The following is a 19954-nucleotide window of genomic DNA, read 5'->3' as shown; positions in this document are numbered from 1 at the left end:
GGCGACGGCGTGTCTACGGGATCAGGAGAGTTGTTGCATGATAAAGGCACCCCGCGTTGGGGGTGAGTGTGCTTAGTTCGTGTAGACGCAGTGAGGGCGTCCCGTTGCAGCGGGACGCCCTCGATGACAAAGACCTGCTTCGCGACGTTGAAGATGAGTTCTGTCGTGTCCAGTGTAGGACTGTCGCTGGTGAGCCCGCTGGAAGGTTCACCGACGTGGAGGGTTATTGGGCCGGATGGCGTCCTGTCCGAGTGGGACTGGGCTTCCGGGGCGCCACCGGTGAGAGATCTCTGCCGGTCCGCAAGGTGCGCTCCGCGGCGTTGTCCCGCCACATCCCGGTGCGGGCGCGCGTGTCTACGATCGGCGGCCCACTGCTGCTGGAGTCAGGTCTGGAGCACGAGCTGGTGACCTGGCTCGACCATCGTCGGGACGTGGAGTGGATCGTCGCGCAACCTGTTCGACTGACGTGGTCTGACGGGATCTCCCATTGCCCTGACATTCTTGCGGTCAATTCGTATGGACAGGTTCAGGTGTGGGACGCCCGCCCTGCGGCGCGCCAGGATGACGCATTCGATCTGAAGGCTGCTCGCACTGGGGCCGAGTGTGAGCGGGTGGGATGGTCATACTCGACCTTCGCCGGCCTGCCGGCGGTGGCTTCGTCCAATTTGCGGTGGATCGCCGGTGCGCGGCGAATCCCCGAGTGGTTGGAGGCGGCCAGGCCGGCCCTGATGGAGTTGTTCACTGCGGGCCCTCGGCCGCTCAGGGACGTGCTGGCCAGTGATGACGGACGAGGATTTCGGACCCGGGCGTTCTGGCACCTGGTGTGGACCGAAGACCTCGTGATGGAGCTGGACGAGTTGTGGGACGAGGACACTCTCGTGGTGGCCCGCGGTGGGGCGGAAGCATGAACGGCGGGGTGCGTGTAGACCTGGTTGCGGGTTCAAGTGTTCTGCTGCCCAAGGGTGTTCGCGTGGTGGTGTCGGTGAATCCGACCGGAGTGGTCGTGAAGGACTTCTCCGGCGACGCCACGACGCTTTTGTGGGCTGACCTGCAGACAGCTCGCAGGGTTGCGGATGGACGCGTAGACGCGGTGGCACTTCCGGTGGCCTCCTTGCTGGCCGGCCTGAGCAAACCTGCGAGGGATGCGGCGCTTGACCGGCTGGAGGTGGTGCAGACCATCTTGACGGGATACGCCAACGGACATCCTGCTCTCGCCCGGGAAGGGGAACCGTTCTCGGCGTTCGACCCCAAGGGAGGCTTCAGCGAACGTGCAAGGTGCCTGTCCATGGCCGCTCTCTTGGAGTCGGAGGCTGCGATCAACCGTCGCGCGCAGCGCGCCCGCGAGGACCGCGAACGCCGCCCGTACGAGTCGATCGGCGGCACCGCGTTACGCACGATCCAGGCGTGGGTCCAGGCCTACAACGATCCCGTCAACGGCGGTGTCCTCGCCCTGATCGATGGACGGAGCAAGAAGTCTCACAAGGACTTCGCCAGCCTTGACCCCGAGTTGATGCGAGTCGCCGACGAGGTCCTGTCGGCCATGGACGGGACCCAGTCTCTGCTTGAGATCAACGAACTGTACCGGCGCACCCGACTGGCGCTGAATTGCGAAGGTCTGCACGACGTCCACGTTCCCGAAGCAACTCTGCGGGCCTACCTGTCTCGTGGCCTGAACCAGCGCGGACGGACGACGCGTAGGCAGACGACGACGCGCCTGCGCGGGGCCATGGCCGTCACGTCGTACCCGGCCTTGCGGCCTGGGCAGGTGGTGGCGGTGGACGTGACCCGAGCCGACAACTTCGTGGTGGACCCGTGGACCGGCGAGGCGATCTCGGTGGAGATCATGACGGCGCTGGACGTGAGCTCCCGGGTGGCTCTCGCCCTGAGGGTGGTCCCACGAAGCGCGACGTCCATAGAAGCCGGGCTCCTGCTGTACGACGTGCTGCGCCCGTTCAGCCAGGCCGTCAGCAAGGACCGCGCAGATGACTGGCGGTGGGCCGGCGCGCCGGAGTTCTTCGGCCCCATCAGCAATGCGGTTGTCAAGGCCGAGGAGTTGTCCGTGCGCCCGTTGATCGGGGAGCACGTGATCCCAGGCGTCCTGCCCGAGGCGATCAGAGCCGATCACGGCAGCATCTTCACCAGCCGGCACTTCATGATGGTGTGCGATCGTCTGGACATCCACCTCCTCCTGGCTGCATTTGGCGCGCACTGCGCACAACGCGAAGGCTTCACTGTTTCGGGCGCCGGCCGACAGCCTGGCCTGACATGATGGGGCAAAACGACCCGAAAGGTCCGACGATGCGATCTCTCACCGTCCGCCGCGCGCTCGCCGTAGTGGCCGCTGCGTTATGTGCGGCCGTGCCGGCTGCATCTAGCGCCTCCCCTTCCGGGGAGAATGGGTGGCTTTCTGCCGGGCGGGCGCACACGTGCCTGGTAACCGACGGTGGCGGTGTCGAGTGCTGGGGCGACAACTCCGACGGTCAGCTCGGTGACGGAACGAGAACGAGCTCTAATGTCCCCGTCAGCGTGCAGGGGTGAGCTTCGTCGTCTCGGCTCTCAGCTGGGCGTTCTCCGCCTCCAGCCGTGCCACGCGCTGCTCGAGCGGCTCATCAGGATTCGATGTGGAAGCCGTCGGCGCGGACCGCAACGGGCTGTCTGTCAGCGTGCCGTCAGCCGCCGTTTTCTTCCCGGTCCCGTGAGTCTCCAGCCACTGCCGCAGCGTTCCCCGGACGATCCCGAGGTCCTCCGCGATACCGCGGGGCGTCGCTCCCGGAGTCGACTCATACAGGTCGACCGCCTGCCGGCGGAACTCCTCGGAGTAGTTCTTTCTGGCCATGGTTCATAATCTCGCTTCCCCAGCCAATGCTGGAATCAGCGTGTCCACGAACAAGGGTCAGGCCCCAGCGTGGCCACGCCGGTGTTGGCCACGCAGGCGCGCGTGGCGCTCGGCGACCAGGTTGGCGAGCAGTTGGGCGTCGAGACGATGCTCGTCGTCATCGGCGAGCGTCCGGGCCTCAGCGCCGTCAACAGTCTGGGCATCTACATCACCCACCAGCCACGCCCCGGACGCCACGACGCGGAGCGCAACTGCATCAGCAACGTGCGGCCGCCGAGGGGCGTCGGCTACCAGCAGGCCGCCGTCACCACGCTGAGGCTGGTGCGCCGCATGCGGGAGCTCGGCCGTTCAGGCGTCGACGTGAAGGACGTCGCGGAGCCAGCCCCCCTCACCAACCGACCAGCACCGGTGGTCCAGGCGAACAGTTCGCTGTAGGGTGACCGCGCTGATGAGGATGACGTCGCGGCCGTTGTGGCGCCGTGCAGGTGGGTCGAACTCGCCGTGGTCTCCGCCTCGGCCGGGATGGCAGGAAGCGCAGGGGCTTGCACCAGGCGTTGCGAGAGGTTGTGGAGCAATGCGTCCAGTCTACCGGGGGGCAGCGGCCATTCGAGACGACCCCCTGCCTGGCGGCCACCAGGCCTCGGGGCGCACCGGGGGGACCTCCGCAGGATCGTGGGCATGCCAACGCCCAGCCCATTCGGAGGTCCCCCCGGTCAACTGTCCGTGGTGATGTCACCGCGGACGAAGGCAGCCGATGACCTGCTCAGAGGTTCACGATCATCTTGCCGGTGTTGGCACCGTCCAGCAGATCGATGAAGGCCTGTGGGGCGGCGTCGAGACCGTCACGGGCGGTCTCGTCCCAGTGGATGGAGCCGTCGGCGATCCAACGGCCCATGTCCCGCTCGAAGTCCGCCCTCGCCTGCTCGGCGTACTTGGCGATCACGAACCCACGCAGCGTGAGCCGCTTGCCGATGGCCAGCGCCAGGTTGTGCGGGGCGGAGGCCGGCTCGGTGGAGTTGTACTGGCTGATGGCCCCGCACATCGCCACCCGGCCATCGGTGCGCAGGTTCGCGATCGCGGCCTCCAGGTGGTCACCGCCGACGTTGTCGAAGTACACGTCGATGCCCTCCGGGGCGGCCTTCGCGAGCTGCTCGGTCACGTCGCCGTCGTGGTAGTTGAAGGCAGCATCGAAGCCGAGCTCCTCCAGACGGGCGATCTTCTCGGGGGTGCCAGCCGAGCCGATCACCCGGGAAGCGCCCTTGAGCTTGGCAATCTGTCCGACGGCCGAGCCGACTGCTCCCGCCGCGCCGGAGACGAAGACGGCATCGCCCTCACGCATCTCGCCGGCCAGCAGCAAACCCGCGTAGGCGGTCAGGCCGGGCATGCCCAGTACGCCCAGGTAGGCGCTGTCCGGCACGCCCCGGGCTGTCAACGGTCGCACCGCATCACCGGCCAGGATGGCGTGTTCCCGCCACCCGAGGCCGTGGGTCACCTTGGTGCCCACGGGCAACTGCTCCACCCGTGACTCGATCACCGTGCCGACGGCGCCGCCGTCCAGCGGCTGGTCGATCTGGAAGGGGGGCACGTAGGACTCGACGTCGTTCATGCGGCCGCGCATGTACGGGTCCACCGACATGATGGTGTTGCGGACGAGGACCAGACCGTCATCGAGATCGGGCAGGTCGACCTCGACGGTGCGGAAATTGTCAAGGGTGGGCTTCCCGTCGGGGCGGGAGGCGAGGTGGATCTCGCGGGTGTGTGTGGTCATCCCTGTACTCCTGTGGGTGGGTGGTGGTCAGTGGGTCAGCAGGTCGAGGAGGCGGCGGGCGGCATCAGCCGACGAGGCCGGATTCTGCCCGGTGACCAGCGTGCCGTCCGTGACGACGTAGCTGTCACCGTCGGGGCCCTTGCTGTAGCGGGCGCCCGCTTCCCTGAGGGAGTCCTCGACCAGGAACGGGACGATGTCGGTCAGCCCGGCGGCCTCCTCCTCGCCATTGGTGAAGCCAGTCACCGAACGGTCGGTGATGAACGACGTCCCGTCCTGCTTCTTGATGGCATGCAGCACGCCGGGGGCGTGGCAGACCAGGCCCAGCGGCCTGCCGGCGGCGCCGCTGTCGAGGATGATCTGCTGCGAGGTGGGATCCTCCACGAGGTCCCACAGCGGGCCGTGGCCGCCCGGGTAGAAGACCGCGTCGAACTGACTCACGTCAACCTCCGACAAAGGGGTGCTGGTCGTCAGGGCAGCCTTGGCCGCGTCGTCGGCCTCGAATCGACGGGTGGAGTCGGTCTGCATCTGCGGCAGCGTGCTGGTCGGGTCGACCGGCGGTCGCCCGCCCTTCGGCGAGGCCAGGGTGATGTCGTGTCCGGCATCGCGGAACACGTAGTAGGGAGCGGCGAACTCCTCGAGCCAAAAACCGGTCCTACGGTCGGTGTCACCGAGTTGGTCGTGGGATGTGAGGATCATCAGGATGCGGGACATGGCATCTTCCTTTCGATGTCTCGTGGAGTGGTTCCATGGTCAGGGGTGGCTGTGCCCCGGGTTGGGGCGGGGTCCACTGCTCAGGACCCACGGGGTCGGAAACGCGGACCAGACGCTTGTTGACGAACTCGTCGACGCCGTAGTCGCCCAGTTCCCGGCCGAAGCCAGAGCGGCCGACGCCGCCGAAGGGCAGTCCGGCGAGGCTGGTGCCGTGCTCGTTGACGTAGGCCATGCCCACGTCGAGGCGGCGGGCGGTGGCCTCGGCGAGTTCGAGGTCGTCGGACCACACCGAGCCGCTCAGTCCGAAGTCGGTCTCGTTGGCCAGGGCAACGGCCTCGTCCACGTCCGCGGCGCGGCACACGACCGCGACCGGTCCGAACAGCTCCTCCGACCAGGCCCGCATGTCGCGGGTCACGTCGGTCAGTACGGTCGCCTCCATGAAGGCGCCGGCACCCTCGCGCGGGTAGCCGCCGACGAGGACGTGGGCGCCGTGGCCCACGGCATCGTCGACAAGCTCCATCAGCTCGTCGCGGGCATCGGTGCTCGACATGGGGCCCACGTCGGTGGCCCCATCCTGGGGGTCCCCGACGACCGCTGCGGAGAAGGCAGCCGACAGCTTGTCGACGAAGGTGTCGTAGAACTCGTCGAGCACGATCATCCGCTTGGGCGAGTTGCAGGCCTGGCCGGCGTTGCTCAACCGCGCCCGGGCGGCGGTGCTCGCCACCGCGTCGATGTCACCACCGAGGACGATCAACGGGTCGGAACCTCCGAGCTCCAGCACCACCTTCTTGAGGTGCTTGCCGGCTGCGGCGGCGACCGAGGCCCCCGCGCCCTCACTCCCGGTGAGGGAGACACCGCGCACGCGCGGGTCGGCGATGATGTCCTCGATCTGGGAGCTGTCCACGAGGAGCGTCTGGTGGACTCCCTTCGGCAGACCGGCCTGGTCGAGGAGCTTTTCCACCTCGAGGGCGGAAGCAGCGCAGATCGAGGCCGGCTTCAGCAGCAGCGTGTTGCCGAGCAGCAGGTTGGGTGCGATGAACCGGGCGATCTGGTAGTAGGGGAAGTTCCACGGCATCACGCCCAGCAGGACGCCCAGGGGCTGCTTCTCCACGCGGGAGGAGTTCGCCCCCTGGTCCGGCAGGACCTCGTCGGCCATCAGCTCGTCGGCGCGCTGGGCGTAGTAGTCGAAGATCTGGGCGACCAGCTGCGCCTCGGCGATGCCCTGGGAGACGGGCTTTCCCATCTCGGAGGCCGCGATTCCGGCGAGCTCCTCCGCCCTCTGCTCGAACAGGTGCGCGGTCCGGGCCAGCACACCGGCGCGCTCCTCGACGCTCGTGCGCCGCCAGGAGGTGAAGGCCTCCTCGGCGGTGTCGATGGCCGTGCCCACCTCGCGTGGGTCGAGGGAGTCCCAGCTGCGGACGACCTTGCCTGTCGAGGGGTTCTGTGTGCGGTAGGTGGTCATGGTTGCCCCCGTTGTGTCGATGGGTTGGGGCGGTGCAGGTGGCGCGGTGGGTGGGGCCCAACGCGTTGGTGTCGCGGCGAGGCGGGAGGGTCAGTCGTCGACGACGACGACGTCGACGCGGATGTTGCCGCGGGTGGCGTTCGAGTAGGGGCACACCTGGTGGGCTTGGTTGGCCAGCTGCTGCGCCTCGTCGTCGGGCAGGTCGGGGATGACGACCTCAAGGGTGACTGCCAGGCCGAACCCCTCACCGGCCTTGCCGATGCTCACCTGGGCACCCACCGACGAATCGCCGAGATCCTTGTGCGCGTGGCGGGCCACCATCTGCAGGGCGGAGTGGAAGCAGGCGGCGTAACCGGCGGCGAACAACTGTTCGGGGTTGGCGCCCTCACCGCTGCCGCCCATCTCCCGCGGGATGGCCAGGTCGAACGAGAGCCGGCCGTCGGCGGTCTGGACGTGGCCGTTGCGGCCTGCGCCGGTGGCGATGGCCTCGGTGGTGTAGACGGGCTCGATCTCGATCATGGTGCCTCCTGGGCGGCGTCTGTGCGAGGCCTCTCCTGCCTCGCGATTGCAGAGACAACATAGCGCACAAGTGGATTGCGCACAATCAGATTGTGTCTGAGGTAGGATTGGGGTGTGAGTGACCAGATCCCCGACCTCGACCACCAGCTCTGCTTCTCCCTGTACAGGGCCAGCAGGGCGGTGACGCGCGCCTACCGGCCACTGCTCGAGGACATCGGCCTCACCTATCCCCAATACCTCGTCATGCTCGTCCTGTGGCACGCTGACAAGCCCGTCGGTGTCAATGACATCGGAGCTCGGCTGCACCTCGACAGCGGCACCCTGACCCCCCTGCTGCGACGGCTGGAGCAGGCTGGTCTCGTCACCCGGTCGTGGAGTGGCAACGATGAACGGCGCCGCCTGATCAGCCTGACCCAGGAGGGGAGTTCGCTGCGGTGCAGGGCAACCGGAGTCCCCGCACAGATGCTCGCGCTCTACCCGGGCCCACCAGAAAAGCTCGTCCAGGTGAAGGCATTCCTGGACGACCTGTCCACCCAACTCGAGTGACAACCACCATCCAGGAGGATCATTTCCATGCCCACCACACACCGCTCCCAAGAACTCGCACGAATCGCGCTCGGAGCGTTCATGGTCTACGCCGGCGTCTCCCACCTGAGCTTCAAGCGCCAGGAGTTCCAGGCACAGGTGCCCGACTGATTCCCCGGTGACAAGGATTCCGTGGTCATCGGCTCCGGCGTCGCCGAAGTCTTGGCCGGCAGCGCGATGCTGGCGCTGCCGCGTCATCGCATGCTGACCGGTGGTGCCCTGGCTGGGTTCTATGCCGCGGTCTTCCCCGGCAACATCGACCAGTATGCGGCGCGGCGAGACGGTTTTGGCCTCGACACCGATGGCAAGCGACTCGCGCGGTTGTTCGGCCAGCCCGCCCTGATCGCCGCGGCGCTGTGGTCGGCCGGCCTGCCCCGGTCGTAGCAGAAGACCGACCCCGGGCCCCACGCCCAGGGGCCGGGCGCAACCGGTCGGCATCGCGACGTGGAGGTGCACGCGCAGCGCACCTCCTGTCAGGACGGGGAGGTCTCGACCATGGCCGTCACGCCCAGCACACCGTGCTGGGCGTGGACGACACGCAGGTGTGGAGAAGGAGGTCGAACGCGACGGGTGGCACCTCCCGGGCCCTGCGGAACCGGCTTCGCGGCCTTGACCGTCCAACCCGGGAGGCACGCTGGAGTGCCAGCCCTGGCATGCAGGCCGGCACCCCGTAGGAGCGCGACGGTGCCACCGGCCGCCATGAGCCCTGTCACGGCGGTCGGGCCCCGGTCTCAGCAGAAGTCGGACTTGCGGATCAGGCCGTGCACGCCGGTGGTCTTGTCGACGAACTGGCTGACGTAGAAGTCGCTGGCCGCCGACAGGTAGGCGTAGGCGACAGCGCGGGGGATGCCCACGTCGACCTGCAGGTGGTCGAGCGCATTGATGACCGCCCTGCGCATCGCCCCACGTTCAGGTCGGTGTCGTCGCCGCCGACCAGGCCGTCAGGGTCACTGAGGCCGATCGGGATCCACGCGTCGCGGGTCTCGCCGAAGGGGTGGTGGAAGGCGACCGACGGGGCATCCCCAGACCCCTTCTTGCAGACCGACAGGCGGAAGGTGCCGCGCAGGGAACCCTCCATCGCAGTGAGTGCCCTCGCCCGGGCCCATCGCGTGGTGCGGGTCGCCGACGTAGAACAGGGCGCCCTCGGCCGCCACGGGCAGGTAGAAGGTGCTGTCCAGCCCGAGGTGGCGGATGTCGATGTTGCCGCCACCGAGGGGTGGGAGGGACGGAGTGCGCGGACGGGTCGTTCAGCGTGGTCGCCTCCGAGCGGGCGACGCCCATCATCCCGAAGAACAGCTTGCTGGCGGTGTACTCGCGCTTGCGACCGGCCTTGGCCATTCCTGTGCCCTCTTGCGTCACGGGAGCATCGAATGCTGGGGCTGGAACTCGACGGGGCAGTTGGGCAATGGGGCGACCATGGACTCCCTTGCGCCGGTGAATGTGGAGGGCATCGACGGCAAGGTCACCTCAATCACGGCTGGCTACAACCACACCTGTGCCCTCACGCGCGACGGTGGCGCGTGGTGCTGGGGATGGAATATGCAGGGGCAGCTAGGTGACGGAACGAGCACCAACTCAAGCACACCTGTTCACGTCCAGCTTCCCGGCAAGGTTAAGTCGCTGCGCGCGAGCGGCAACCAGACGTGCGCCGTTGCGCGCGACGGCGTGGGCTGGTGCTGGGGCGACAACTCGTATGGGCAGCTGGGCGACGGCACGCTCGTCAACGCAAACACGCCCCAGCGCGTAAGCACCACGAGCAGGCTGACCAGCATCAGCCCGGGTGGCAATTCCACTTGCGCGGTGACGGCTCGGGGTGGCGTCGAGTGCTGGGGGTGGAACTTGGGTGGCAGCTTGGGGTCTGGAAGCAGCGCGCAGTACCTCACCGCCCCCATGGCGGTCGTCGGGCTAGGGACCGGCATCTCCGAGGTATCGACCGGAGGCGATCACGCCTGCGCACTCGCCAATAGCGGCGACGTCTGGTGCTGGGGCGTCAACTTCAACGGTCAAACCGGCGGGGCTACGCCAATCGACGTGACTCCCACGCAGATCAGGGGGCTCCCCACCCCGACCGCGAGCATTGCCCTAGGAGACACGCACTCCTGTGCCGCCACCAAGGAGAAGAACGTGTTCTGCTGGGGGGCCAACCAGGTCGGTCAACTCGGAAATGGAAAACTCGACAACACCGCTGTTCCAGTGGCGGTTGTGCAGGCCGGGCACTAGCCGGCGGTTGGCGCCCACGAGGCCGCGACCCGGTTGGGTTCTCGGCAGGTCTTCAATGCGGCGGCGCGTCACGCGCTGTCGCTCGCGGGGCCTCGCCTACCGCGACTGGTCTGGCCCGAGGGCTCCGTCATCTCGAAATCGTGGGCCGATGAAGAGCGGGGGGGCGGGATCGTGCCAGGAGAACACCGTCGCGATGGCGTCAATGAGCCTGCCCTCGCTGACATATTGGGCCCCGGACTCAGCGTGGTGTTTGTGGGTACCGCGGTCGGGACCGCATCTGCCGAGCGAGGCCACTACTACGCGGGGAGGGGAAACCGGTTCTGGCAGCTACTTCACGAAGCAAAACTCACGCCCAGGCTCCTAGCACCGGAGGAGGATGCCTCCCTGTTTGACTTCGGGATCGGCATCACGGACCTAGTCAAGGGCGTTGCCCAGAGCCACGATCGCGGACTGGACTTCAGCGGGGCTGCGGGGGTGGCGGCTCACCTGGTGGCAGCCTGCCCACGCTGGGTGGCGTTCAACGGTTTGACCGCGGGGCGGGAGGCAGCACGCATACTCCGTTACGGCGGCTCCGTTGCTCTTGGCGAACAACCATGGACCCTCGGCACGAGCAGGGTCTTCGTGCTACCGAACAGCAGCGGTGCCTACGCGAGCATGCCGTACGCCGAAAAGTTGCGCTGGTGGACGGCCTTGGCGGCCCTGGTGGCAGTTTGAGACGCGGCTGTGGCCGCGATGCCGCGGAGTGGCTGACCCTGCGCCCATGGCGCCGAGCCCCGACGATGATTCAGAGGGAGGGCACATTCTCAAGCCGCTTCTTGGCTGCCTGGGTTGCAGCGCGGAAGCGTGAGAAGGTGTCAACAAACCATTGGGCCATGGCGGGGTATTGGCTGTGGTCGAAAATGTCCCATCCGGGGTCCGACGTGACTTGGATCCGGCAGCTTTTGCGCTCAGGGAGGGGGAGGAACTCGAGGCTGCCGCCGAAGTCGTTCTCGATCTGGGAGCGTTGTGTGCTGTAGTCGCTGAACTGGCGTGCGTTGAGTTCGGCGTCGGCGGATCCGAAGTAAAGTTCGACGCGGAGTACCCCATCCGCGTATACGAAGTGGTACCAAGCGGACGACATGCCGAAGGGCAGGGTCATCCAGTTGACCGGCTGGGCCGCCCGGGCGCGTGTCCACGAGCGGTCCTTGGTAGTTACCGTTTGCAACACGGTCGCCCAAAGAGCCTCGTACGCGAGAGAGCGCCCAGTGGCGCTGGAAGCTTCTTTCGCTCCCTGGACTCGTTTGGTCCAGTCGTTGGGTTTGACCACCAAGCGGAATTGGGGCGCAGGGGTGGACTCGCCGATGCGGACGGCGGCTATCTCGACACCGAAGAAGCGGATCTCCTCGATCGTGTTCTCGTTGAGCCAGTCCAAGGCGGCGCGGTGCTCGTCGCGGAAAGACGCTGCGCACCACACTATGGTCTTGGCCTTGGTGCCGCCGGCATACGTAAGCAACTGGCCTAGGTGCGTATGGTCAGTCTGTTCGAGTTGGTCCTCGATGATGACCTGCTCCCCGGTCTGCATGTCTCTGCCGATCAGGTCGAGCGCGAACCCACCGACTCGGTACTCCGCCTCGTCCAGCTCGAGGTCCACTCCGAGGACGTCGGCGAGCACGTCGGCGTTCTGGAGCAGCCACTGAGTGAACTGGTGGGCTTCGTGCTTCCACACCTCACGCAGCGGTACGACCGTCAAGCGCCCGAGCGCCGGAAGTTCACTCACCGTCGTAGCCTAGCCCGGACGAGGGTGCCTAGTCGCCGGTCTCCCCAACCCTGAGCGAGCGACCAGAGTCGTCGCTGCCCCCCCGTGACGACTACTTTGCACAGTCGCCCGCCGCCCGCCGATCTGCGCAGAGTAGTCCCGCTGATCGCGTGCAGACTTGGTCGCATCTCGACATCGGGTCGGCTGAATGACCGTGAAAAGGTCAGGTTGTGCGTGATATTTCGTGCACAACCTGACCTTTCGGCGTCAGCCAACCCATCGACCGGTTCGGCGTGAACTCCGCCCACTGCGTCAACCCGTCGGTGAGACTGGTTGTCAGGGCGCGCCGTGCCGGGCGTCCACCCCGACGATGCCTGAGGTGACGATGACGACGCCGACGTTCACCACCGAATCCGAACGCCACGTCTGGCAGACGTTGACCGATGCGATGCCGCCCGACTGGCAGGTCGTCGCCAACGTGCGCCTCATGACGGAGCGGCGCGACCACGAGGTCGATCTCGTCGTCCTCATCCCAGACGCGGGCATCGTCGTTGCCGAAGTCAAGGGCGGCAGCGTCTACTACGAGGACGGTGGCTGGTGGCTCACCTCCGGTGGGCAGACACGCAGCATCGATCCCATGGGCCAGGTCACCGACGGCCTCTACGAACTGCGGCGCTATGTCGAGGAGGACCCGCGGTGGTCCGGCGGCCGCGTGCGCTGGACGAAGGCGCTCATCGCTCCGTACACCGACTTCGCCGACGACTTCGCCGCTCCTGAGAGCCCGCGCTGGGCCGTCCACGGCCGCCGAGACATGGACGACCTCCCCGCTCGGCTCGAAGCAGCCGCGCGCAAGGGCGACCTGGCCGTGCCGAGCGCGGCGCAGTGTGACCTCCTCCGCGAGATCCTCGCGGGACGCAGCCTTCCCGTGCGTGACGTCGTCGCCCTCGCCGCCGAACACGAAGCGCGCGCCGAACGACTCACCGCCGAGCAGGCCACTCTGCTCAAGGTGACGCGCCTGCTCAACCGCGTCGAAGTTCGGGGTGGTGCCGGTAGTGGCAAGACCGTGCTCGCCCTCGCCCAGGCGCGCGAACTTGCTCGCGGCAGTGCGGAATCGCCCGCGCAGCGCGTCGCCCTCGTCTGTTACTCGATCGGCCTCGCCGCCCACTTCAAGCGGCTCACTGAGACCTGGCCGCGACGCCAGCGTCCCGCGTTCGTCGGCACCTTCGAGGAGCTGGGACGCTACTGCGGCATCGACGAGTTCGGCGCTCGCGACAACCCCGACTTCTGGGAGCGCGAGCTGCCGGAACAGATCGCCGCAAAGGCCGCCGAGTTGCCCGACGGTAAGAGGTTCGACTCCTTCGTCGTCGACGAGGCGCAGGACTTCGCCGACCTGTGGTGGCAGCCCGTCGTCGCGCTCCTACGCGACCCCGACCAGGGCGGCCTCTACGTCTACTCCGACGAGAACCAGCGGGTCTTCGATCGCTTCGGTCGCCCGCCGATGGCGCTCGTGCCGCTCGTTCTCGACCGCAACCTACGCAACACCAAACAGATCGCCGAGGCGTTCCGTCCCCTCGCGCCGGCGCGCATGTACGCCGGCGGCGACTCCGGGCCCGACGTGGAACTCGTCCGGTGCACGTCGGACGAGGCGATCAATGCCGCGGACGACGTCGTCGACAGCCTCTTCGAGGACGGTTGGGAGGCGACCGACATCGCCTTGCTCACCACCGGTCGCCGCCACCCCGTCCAGGTCGAGCAACAGGAATCGCTCGGCCAGGAGGGGTATTGGCGTTCGTTCTGGGACGGCGACGACGTCTTCTACGGCCACGTGCTCGGCTGCAAGGGGCTCGAGCGTCGCGTCGTCATCCTGTGCGTCAACGAGAAGGTCGGCCAGGAACGCGCCCGCGAACGCCTTTACGTCGGCATGTCACGTGCAACGGAGCAGCTCATCGTCGTCGGCGACCCGGATGTCATTGCCGAGATCGGCGGCCCAGGCGTCGCGGCGCGGCTCGGGTGCGGCTGATTGATCGCGAAAGTGTCAGGTTGTGCGTGATATTTCGTGCACAACCTGACGTTTCCGCGTCACTCGCCGGTGGGATCGTCGGCCGCGTTCGTGTCTACTGGGTCGCGTGAGTTCAGCCGAAGAGCACGATTACGCCGCCAGCATCGCCCGCGCGCTCGAGTCGCAGGACGAGTCGCTGCGACTGCGCGCAGCCCTCGCGGCGGGCACCCACCCGCATCCGAGCCTCGTCGAGCCCCTCGTGCGCCGGTGCGGAGTCGAACCCGACTTCTTCGTCCGCGAGAACCTCTCCTGGGCGCTCACGCGCCTGCCGGCCGACGACGTCCTGCCGCGCCTGCAGCGTGAACTCACGTCGAAGAACCTCTTCGCGCGCACCCAGGCCGTCCACACCCTGTCGAAGATCGGCGACCGCCGTGCCTGGCCGTGGATCACCGCCGACCTCCTCCACGACCCCGACGACGACCTCGCCCGCACCGCCTGGCGCGCCGCGGCTGCCCTCGTGCCCGACGACGAGGTGAGCGCCCTCGCCGGCGAGCTCGTCAAGGAACTCGGCCGCGGTGACGACGGCGTCCGCATGGCCCTGAGCGTCGCGTTGCTCGGCCTCGGCGAGCCTGCCGTCACGCCCGTTCAAGCCGCCATGAAGAGCCCTGAGTCCGCCGTCGCGGAGCACGCCCGCGCCACGGAACTGATGCGCACGCGCCCCGACCTCGCCTTCGCCGGGGCCCTCGAGGAGGCCAAACGCATCATCGCCATGGGCGGCGCGACGGGCTGATTCACCCCTCGAGGCGCACACGCTCACCCAACGGGCTTATAACGATTCGCCCTTTCGGGCGTGTGAAGTGTGATCTGCGCCATGACGCCTGGTTCTCTGGTGAGAGTTCGTTTCTGCCTCATGATAGATCCCCATGGACACCACGTACAAAATCATCGCGCTGACGATCTATTTCGGCGCGATGCTGGCCATCGGCCTGTTCGCCTTCCGCCGCACCAACGACGGTGACGACTACATGCTCGGCGGCCGTCGCCTCGGGCCGTTCACCGCGGCCATGTCCGCCGGAGCCTCGGACATGTCCGGCTGGCTCCTCATGGGCCTGCCGGGCGCGCTCTACATGAGCGGCCTCGTCGAGTCGTGGATCGCCATCGGCCTGCTCATCGGTGCGGCCGTCAACTGGTTGTCCATCGCCCCGCGCCTTCGTGAGTACACGGCTCTGGCGAAGAACTCCATCACCATCCCGAGCTTCTTCGAGAATCGTGTGGACGACCGTAGCCGCGCCCTGCGCGTCGCCGCGGGCCTCGTCACGCTCGTTTTCTTCACGTTCTACGTGGCTTCCGGCATGGTCGCCGGCGGCACGTACTTCGAGTCGACGTTCGGTGGCAACTACATGCTCGGCATGTTCCTCGTCGCCGGCGTGACGCTCGCGTACACCCTGTTCGGCGGCTTCCTCGGCGCCACCTACACCGACATGGTGCAGGGCCTCATCATGCTCGCGTCGCTCATCCTCGTTCCGCTCATCGCGATGTTCGCTGTCGGGGGCCCGGGCGAGATGTTCGACACCGTCAGCCAGATCAAGCCCGAGTTCACCTCCCTGACGGCGTCCGCCACCTTCATCGGTGTCGTCTCGTCGCTCGCGTGGGGCCTCGGCTACTTCGGTCAGCCGCACATCATCGTGCGCTTCATGGCGCTGCGCAGCTCGAAGGACGCCAAGGTCGGCACCGTCATCGGTATCGGCTGGATGCTCCTGTGCGTCCTCGGCGCGATCTTCACGGCGCTCGCGGGCCTCGCATACTTCCAGAAGCACAAGGACGCGCACCTCACCGACACGAAGAAGGGTGAGACCGTCTTCCTCGACCTCGCCCAGCAGGTGTTCCACCCGGCCGTCGCGGGCTTCCTGCTCGCCGCCGTGCTCGCCGCCATCATGTCGACGATCTCGAGCCAGCTCGTCGTCACGAGTTCCGCGCTCGTCGAGGACCTTGCCGGCATCCGTCAGAGCCGTCCGATGACGGCGAACCAGCAGCTGTGGGCCGGTCGCGCCGGCGTCGGCATCGTTGCCGTCGTCGCGATGCTGCTCGCGATGCAGCGCAACGACTCGATCCTCGAGCTCGTCGCGTTCGCGTGGGCCGGCTTCGGTTCGGCGTTCGGTCCTCTCGTTCTGCTGTCGCTGTTCTGGCGCCGCCTCAATCGTCAGGGCGCTCTCGCGGGCCTTGTGACGGGTGCGGTCGTCTCCTTCGTCTGGGGCAAGTTCGAGCTCGACACCAAGTGGGGCCTGTTCGGCGACCAGCACCTCTACGAGATGGTGCCGGGCTTCCTCCTCGGCCTGCTCGCGGCCATCGTCGTCTCGCTCGTGACGCCGGCGCCGTCCAAGGAGGTCACCGACACCTACGACGAGATGCTGCGTCTGCACCGCTCGCCGCGTACGGACGAGGAACTGGCCGCCAAGGCCTGACCCGTTCCGTTACGAATCGATCGGCGCGCAACCTGCATCGGGTTGCGCGCCGATCGGCGTCAACGGGGATGTCGGAGTCAGCCGGTAGGTTGCTCGCATGAGTGACATCTGGAGTCGTGTCCATGACGAGCGTCGGGCGCTCATCGCCGACCTCGCGGGTCTGCCCTCGCAGGCCTGGGAGCAGCCGTCGCTCGCGGCCGGGTGGACGATCCACGACGTGGCGGCTCACCTCGTCGACAATGCGAGGACGACCCCGCTGCGGCTGGTCGTCGCCATGGCCAAGGCGCGGTTCGACTTCGACCGGCAGAACGCGAACGGCGTCGCTGCTGCGAAGGGTTCGTCGCCGGAGGAGACGCTCCAGAGGTTGCGTGACGTCGCCTCCCGGCGTTCCGGACCGCCCGCGCCGAAGGCGAGCCGCCTCGTCGAGGAGATCGCGCACGGAGAGGACATCCGACGCCCTTTGGGTATCGAGCGTGACTATCCCGTCGCGTCCGTTCTCGACGCGCTGGACTATCAACTGCATACCCCGCAGCGCTTCGACGGGGCCAAGGAGTTGTTGGGTGACGTTCGGCCCGTCGCCACGGACGCAGACTTCTCCGCTGGCGACGGGCCGGTCGTCGAAGGCTCTGCGCTCGACCTGCTCATGGTGGCGACGGGCCGGGCACCTCGCACGGAGGGGTTGAGTGGTGCGGGTGTTGCGCGCCTCGTGGAGTTGGGCCGCGCGACAGCCTGACGAAGGCGAAGGGGCATCATGCCAAACGCCAACCAATATTGCTAATCGGCTGGGGTTCTGCCGCCGAGCTTGGCATGGTGGAACGCGAGCACGAACTTTCACCGGCCCTGCCAGCGCGCCGAAGCGGCTTGCGCGAGAGCTTGATTTCCTGCGGGGCTGACGACCCGAGGAGGAATGAATGTTCACGCGCTCCATGGAAGAAGTCGAAGCCGTCGAGTGGGGAAGTGGCACGAGCCACCGCCTCGTCACCGAGGACGACAAGATGGGCTACGCGATCGCCCGCACCCTCGTGCGTGCAGGCACCGAGTCGAAGCTCGAGTACCGCAACCACCTCGAATCCTGTTACTGCATCTCGGGTTCGGGCAACGTCGAGGACACGAACGGCAACGTCTACGAGATCACGCCGGGCACGGTCTACATCCTCGACAACCACGACCCGCACTACCTGCGGGCCTCCGAGCACGAGGACATGGAACTGCTCAGCATCTTCAACCCGCCGATCACCGGCAACGAGAAGCACACGCTCAGCCCTGACGGGTTCAGCTCCTACTGATCGGAGCCAGCGGACGTCGGACTCGGCGTTCGCTGACGAGGGCGAGCACCTCACCGACGCGCAGCCGCGCGGGTGCGGTGCTCGTTCTCGTTCGGCGTCAGCGAACTTCCCAGGGCTCGACGTCGCCGGGCACGACGTCGAACAGCGGGTGCGGTTTTGGGCGCGCGGTGACGACGACCGCCTCGAACCACTCCGGGTCGCGAGTCTCGACCTTCGCGCGCAGGTGCTGCCACTCGTAGTCGAGTTGGCCAGCGGTGACGCTCAGGCGGAGGCCCTCATCGGCGGGGCGTGACACGCGGGAACGGTCGAACGAATAGCCGCGGGCATCGGCGTCGTCGGCGAGGGCGTGCAGGTAGGTCGCGATGGCGACGAGCGGGTCGTCGGTCGCCCGAAACCGTTGCAGCTGCGGGTGATGCGTGTATCCGCGCGTTCCACCGGCGAGCACCTTCTGCGCGAGCAGCGCCTCGCGCCAACCGGCCACGAGCGCGCGACGATCGAGCTGGGAGGGGTGCAGGCTCCACAGGCGCACGGCTACTCCTGCCGCCAGGTGAGCCGCGGCGACGCGGGCGTCACAGCCAGTCCTTGCGCTTGAACATGAGCCACATGACGGTCGAAACGGTCGCCATGAGCAGCAGCGCGAACGGGTAGCCGAAGAACCAATGGAGTTCTGGCATCTTGTCGAAGTTCATGCCGTAGATGCCGGCGACGATCGTCGGTGCGAAGAGGATGGCGGCCCATGACGAGGCCTTCTTCACTTCGTCGGCCTGCGTGTTGGCCACCTCGGCGAGCCGCTTCATGTCGTCGTTCTGCACCTGCGCGACGAGGATCGCGTTGAGCTGCAGGATCTCCGAGAGCGATTGGCGGAAGCCGTCGGAACGTTCGATGACGCTCGTGACGTGGTCGTGGACGTCACGCATGAGCGCGATGATCTCGGGGTCGGTGCCGTACTGCTCTGCGCCGCGCTCGAGGCCGGCAAGCACGCGGTGCAGCGGCTTCACGGCGCGCTGCAGCTCCATGACCTCCTGCGAGAGCTCATAGATGCGGCGCGACACGTTGGGATCGGACTCGAAAACCTGCGTCTCGATCTCGTCGATGTCGTTCTCGAGCCCGGAGAGCACCGGCGCGTAACCGTCGACGACGAAGTCGAGCAGGCCGTAGAGAATCGCCTGCGGGCCGGCCGCGAGAAGGTGCCGGTTCTTCTCGAAGCGCTGACGCACGGCACCGAGCTCGGGCTGCGCGGTGTGGCGGACGGTGATGACGAAGTCGGGCCCGATGAAGGCGTGCACCTCGCCGAACTTCACGGTTTCCGACGTGTCGTCGTAGGTGGCGGGGCGCAGGACGACGAAGAGGGCGCCGCCGTAGCGTTCCGCCTTCGGCCGCTGGTGCGCGACGATCGCGTCCTCGACGGCGAGAGGGTGCAGGTCGAAGATCTCCGCGACGGTCTGGACCTGGCGTGCGGTGGGGTGCGTCATGCCGATCCAGGCGACGGGGTTGCCGCGCCGGTCGGGCTTGCGCAGATGCTCGAAGGTCTCGCGGATCGAGGCCGGCTCCGCGAGCGTGTAGCCGTCGTCGTAGATGGTGCTCTGCACGATCGTCGACTCAGGCGGACGCTCGTCCTCGTCACGTACGGGTTCGAAGGGCGTGTTGTCGCGTTCGGTGCGCAGGGGCGTGCCGGTCTGCTCCGTGCGCAGGACGGCGAGCGGCCCCGCGGTGATCGGCTTTCCTCGCCAAGTGGGCATGAGGTGAATCGTAGTGCGCGCCCAACGTTCGAGTTCTCGGCGCTGCGCGTCGTCGGTGGCGCGGAAGGCGGGGTGGGTACCCTCGGCGCAATCGGAACTACGCGAGGAGTGGGTGTGGGTCAGGTCGTTGATTTCGTCGAGGTGTCGACCGAGGGGCTCGAGTCGTCGCCCGCCGCCGAGGCACTCGCGGGGCTGCGCGCCAACGAGGCGCGCTACTTCAACACGAAGTACAAGACGACGTTCGTCGTCGAGAAGGCTTCGGACGCAACAGAACTGCTGGAATGGGTGACGCGCATCCTCAAGGAGGAGCGCGACATCGTCATCGCGTCGCCCGCGCTCGAGGTGAGTGAGAACGACGTCGACGGCATCACGTGGGTGCACGTGTTCTACGAGTCGGGTCTGTCGATCAACGTGCTCTACACGCGTGAGGACGGCGGAAAGCGCGCCGTCGGGTTCAAGCTCAGCCAGGGCATGGAGGTGCCCGAGGAGCTCTCGAGCTTCAAGTTCGCGCGCCAGAAGTCGAAGCTGGCCGGCGAGATCCGCGGGTCGTACTTCGTCATCAAGGGCGAGTACTGATCCCAGCTGTCTACGTTTGCTGCGGTTGGTGACGTTCCGCCGTCACCAACCGCAGC

At 67.2% G+C, this 19954-nt stretch carries 22 protein-coding genes and 2 pseudogenes; 14 read left to right on the top strand and 10 right to left on the bottom strand.

From position 1 onward, the window contains the following. Positions 1-215: 215 nt before the first annotated feature. From K9D12_RS12915 to K9D12_RS15355, 3 genes are read left to right on the top strand one after another with little or no spacing between them, the layout of a single operon-like run. Complete coding sequence (locus tag K9D12_RS12915; protein ID WP_165357945.1) at positions 216-908, top strand: TnsA-like heteromeric transposase endonuclease subunit; 693 nt, start codon at positions 216-218, stop codon at positions 906-908. Continuing rightward, the gene (locus K9D12_RS12910) at positions 905-2269 is read left to right on the top strand and encodes a hypothetical protein (protein WP_129665793.1); all 1365 of its coding nucleotides are present in this window, start codon (positions 905-907) and stop codon (positions 2267-2269) included. The genes K9D12_RS12915 and K9D12_RS12910 overlap by 4 nt, the downstream gene beginning before the upstream one ends. Next, on the top strand, positions 2266-2538 hold the full coding sequence (locus tag K9D12_RS15355; RefSeq protein ID WP_082128681.1) for a hypothetical protein: 273 nt from the start codon (positions 2266-2268) through the stop codon (positions 2536-2538). The genes K9D12_RS12910 and K9D12_RS15355 overlap by 4 nt, the downstream gene beginning before the upstream one ends. On the opposite strand, the pseudogene K9D12_RS12900 reads toward K9D12_RS15355, so the two are convergent. Continuing rightward, a pseudogene (locus tag K9D12_RS12900) lies at positions 2525-2836 on the bottom strand (IS3 family transposase); the annotation flags it as partial. The gene K9D12_RS15355 and the pseudogene K9D12_RS12900 overlap by 14 nt on opposite strands. A 69-nt stretch (positions 2837-2905) precedes the next feature. Here K9D12_RS12900 and K9D12_RS12895 point away from each other — a divergent pair. Beyond that, positions 2906-3271 (top strand): ethanolamine ammonia-lyase light chain EutC, encoded by a 366-nt coding sequence (locus K9D12_RS12895; RefSeq protein ID WP_052946860.1) that lies wholly within the window; start codon positions 2906-2908, stop codon positions 3269-3271. 328 nt (positions 3272-3599) lie between these two features. Here the strand turns inward: K9D12_RS12895 and K9D12_RS12890 are convergent, their stop codons facing one another. The 4 genes from K9D12_RS12890 to K9D12_RS12875 all read right to left on the bottom strand — a co-directional run bounded on the left by K9D12_RS12890 (position 3600) and on the right by K9D12_RS12875 (position 7296). Further along, on the bottom strand, positions 3600-4604 hold the full coding sequence (locus K9D12_RS12890) for an NADP-dependent oxidoreductase (protein WP_047310893.1): 1005 nt from the start codon (positions 4602-4604) through the stop codon (positions 3600-3602). 27 nt (positions 4605-4631) lie between these two features. After that, complete coding sequence (locus K9D12_RS12885; RefSeq protein WP_047310894.1) at positions 4632-5315, bottom strand: type 1 glutamine amidotransferase domain-containing protein; 684 nt, start codon at positions 5313-5315, stop codon at positions 4632-4634. Beyond that, entirely contained in the window at positions 5269-6777 is a 1509-nt protein-coding gene (locus K9D12_RS12880; protein ID WP_129665795.1) for an NAD-dependent succinate-semialdehyde dehydrogenase, read from the bottom strand. The genes K9D12_RS12885 and K9D12_RS12880 overlap by 47 nt, the downstream gene beginning before the upstream one ends. 90 nt (positions 6778-6867) lie before the next feature. Continuing rightward, on the bottom strand, positions 6868-7296 hold the full coding sequence (locus K9D12_RS12875) for an organic hydroperoxide resistance protein (protein WP_129665798.1): 429 nt from the start codon (positions 7294-7296) through the stop codon (positions 6868-6870). A gap of 114 nt (positions 7297-7410) precedes the next feature. Between K9D12_RS12875 and K9D12_RS12870 the strand changes: the two genes are divergently transcribed. After that, positions 7411-7842: a MarR family winged helix-turn-helix transcriptional regulator gene (locus K9D12_RS12870; protein WP_047310897.1), complete on the top strand. Its 432-nt coding sequence runs from the start codon at positions 7411-7413 to the stop codon at positions 7840-7842. Positions 7843-7869: 27 nt separating this feature from the next. Further along, positions 7870-8265 (top strand): annotated as a pseudogene (locus K9D12_RS12865) (hypothetical protein). Between the two features lie 347 nt (positions 8266-8612). Here K9D12_RS12865 and K9D12_RS14970 read toward each other — a convergent pair. Beyond that, on the bottom strand, positions 8613-8780 hold the full coding sequence (locus K9D12_RS14970; RefSeq protein ID WP_225911270.1) for a hypothetical protein: 168 nt from the start codon (positions 8778-8780) through the stop codon (positions 8613-8615). Positions 8781-8828: 48 nt separating this feature from the next. Then, entirely contained in the window at positions 8829-9035 is a 207-nt protein-coding gene (locus K9D12_RS14965; RefSeq protein WP_240730208.1) for a hypothetical protein, read from the bottom strand. A gap of 37 nt (positions 9036-9072) precedes the next feature. On the opposite strand from K9D12_RS14965, the gene K9D12_RS12855 reads away from it, so the two are divergent. Then, positions 9073-10101 carry an RCC1 domain-containing protein gene (locus K9D12_RS12855; RefSeq protein WP_370633519.1) on the top strand — a complete coding sequence of 343 codons (1029 nt, stop codon included), beginning with the start codon at positions 9073-9075 and terminating at the stop codon, positions 10099-10101. A 171-nt stretch (positions 10102-10272) separates the two neighbouring features. Next, positions 10273-10815 carry a mismatch-specific DNA-glycosylase gene (locus tag K9D12_RS12850; RefSeq protein WP_255352609.1) on the top strand — a complete coding sequence of 181 codons (543 nt, stop codon included), beginning with the start codon at positions 10273-10275 and terminating at the stop codon, positions 10813-10815. Between the two features lie 70 nt (positions 10816-10885). Here K9D12_RS12850 and K9D12_RS12845 read toward each other — a convergent pair whose 3' ends face one another. Further along, the gene (locus tag K9D12_RS12845; protein ID WP_129665802.1) at positions 10886-11857 is read right to left on the bottom strand and encodes a DUF4268 domain-containing protein; all 972 of its coding nucleotides are present in this window, start codon (positions 11855-11857) and stop codon (positions 10886-10888) included. Positions 11858-12221: 364 nt separating this feature from the next. Here K9D12_RS12845 and K9D12_RS12840 point away from each other — a divergent pair, with 364 nt between their 5' ends. The 5 genes from K9D12_RS12840 (at position 12222) to K9D12_RS12820 (ending at position 17583) form a co-directional block, all read left to right on the top strand. After that, positions 12222-13856 (top strand): nuclease-related domain-containing DEAD/DEAH box helicase, encoded by a 1635-nt coding sequence (locus tag K9D12_RS12840; protein WP_225911274.1) that lies wholly within the window; start codon positions 12222-12224, stop codon positions 13854-13856. Between the two features lie 106 nt (positions 13857-13962). Continuing rightward, positions 13963-14625, top strand: a complete 663-nt coding sequence (locus tag K9D12_RS12835) for a HEAT repeat domain-containing protein (RefSeq protein ID WP_052946862.1) — start codon at positions 13963-13965, stop codon at positions 14623-14625. A gap of 133 nt (positions 14626-14758) precedes the next feature. Beyond that, positions 14759-16297, top strand: a complete 1539-nt coding sequence (gene putP, locus K9D12_RS12830) for a sodium/proline symporter PutP (protein ID WP_129665806.1) — start codon at positions 14759-14761, stop codon at positions 16295-16297. A gap of 97 nt (positions 16298-16394) precedes the next feature. After that, entirely contained in the window at positions 16395-17030 is a 636-nt protein-coding gene (locus tag K9D12_RS12825) for a maleylpyruvate isomerase family mycothiol-dependent enzyme (protein ID WP_129665808.1), read from the top strand. 178 nt (positions 17031-17208) lie between these two features. Next, a complete protein-coding gene (locus K9D12_RS12820; RefSeq protein ID WP_129665810.1) occupies positions 17209-17583 on the top strand; it encodes an ectoine synthase in 375 nt (124 codons plus the stop codon). Positions 17584-17680: 97 nt separating this feature from the next. Here K9D12_RS12820 and K9D12_RS12815 read toward each other — a convergent pair whose 3' ends face one another. Continuing rightward, positions 17681-18112: a pyrimidine dimer DNA glycosylase/endonuclease V gene (locus K9D12_RS12815; protein ID WP_047310904.1), complete on the bottom strand. Its 432-nt coding sequence runs from the start codon at positions 18110-18112 to the stop codon at positions 17681-17683. Positions 18113-18152: 40 nt separating this feature from the next. After that, positions 18153-19322 carry a magnesium and cobalt transport protein CorA gene (locus tag K9D12_RS12810; RefSeq protein WP_082128684.1) on the bottom strand — a complete coding sequence of 390 codons (1170 nt, stop codon included), beginning with the start codon at positions 19320-19322 and terminating at the stop codon, positions 18153-18155. A 114-nt stretch (positions 19323-19436) separates the two neighbouring features. On the opposite strand from K9D12_RS12810, the gene K9D12_RS12805 reads away from it, so the two are divergent. Further along, a complete protein-coding gene (locus K9D12_RS12805; protein ID WP_129665812.1) occupies positions 19437-19898 on the top strand; it encodes a phage tail protein in 462 nt (153 codons plus the stop codon). Positions 19899-19954 lie beyond the last annotated feature (56 nt).

It is taken from the genome of Dermacoccus sp. Tok2021, assembly GCF_019895135.1.
Taxonomy (GTDB): Bacteria; Actinomycetota; Actinomycetes; order Actinomycetales; family Dermatophilaceae; genus Dermacoccus; species Dermacoccus abyssi.
This window is presented reverse-complemented; position numbering and strand designations above follow the sequence as displayed.

Coding starts and splice junctions, on each gene's coding strand:
- K9D12_RS12880 (WP_129665795.1), bottom strand. CDS start 6,777: ATGACCACCTACCGCACACAGAACCCCTCGACAGGCAAGGTCGTCCGC.
- K9D12_RS12885 (WP_047310894.1), bottom strand. CDS start 5,315: ATGTCCCGCATCCTGATGATCCTCACATCCCACGACCAACTCGGTGAC.
- K9D12_RS12890 (WP_047310893.1), bottom strand. CDS start 4,604: ATGACCACACACACCCGCGAGATCCACCTCGCCTCCCGCCCCGACGGG.
- K9D12_RS15355 (WP_082128681.1), top strand. CDS start 2,266: ATGATGGGGCAAAACGACCCGAAAGGTCCGACGATGCGATCTCTCACC.
- K9D12_RS14970 (WP_225911270.1), bottom strand. CDS start 8,780: ATGCGCAGGGCGGTCATCAATGCGCTCGACCACCTGCAGGTCGACGTG.
- K9D12_RS12840 (WP_225911274.1), top strand. CDS start 12,222: ATGACGACGCCGACGTTCACCACCGAATCCGAACGCCACGTCTGGCAG.
- putP (WP_129665806.1), top strand. CDS start 14,759: ATGGACACCACGTACAAAATCATCGCGCTGACGATCTATTTCGGCGCG.
- K9D12_RS12875 (WP_129665798.1), bottom strand. CDS start 7,296: ATGATCGAGATCGAGCCCGTCTACACCACCGAGGCCATCGCCACCGGC.
- K9D12_RS12810 (WP_082128684.1), bottom strand. CDS start 19,322: ATGCCCACTTGGCGAGGAAAGCCGATCACCGCGGGGCCGCTCGCCGTC.
- K9D12_RS12825 (WP_129665808.1), top strand. CDS start 16,395: ATGAGTGACATCTGGAGTCGTGTCCATGACGAGCGTCGGGCGCTCATC.
- K9D12_RS12855 (WP_370633519.1), top strand. CDS start 9,073: ATGTCGATGTTGCCGCCACCGAGGGGTGGGAGGGACGGAGTGCGCGGA.
- K9D12_RS12820 (WP_129665810.1), top strand. CDS start 17,209: ATGTTCACGCGCTCCATGGAAGAAGTCGAAGCCGTCGAGTGGGGAAGT.
- K9D12_RS12910 (WP_129665793.1), top strand. CDS start 905: ATGAACGGCGGGGTGCGTGTAGACCTGGTTGCGGGTTCAAGTGTTCTG.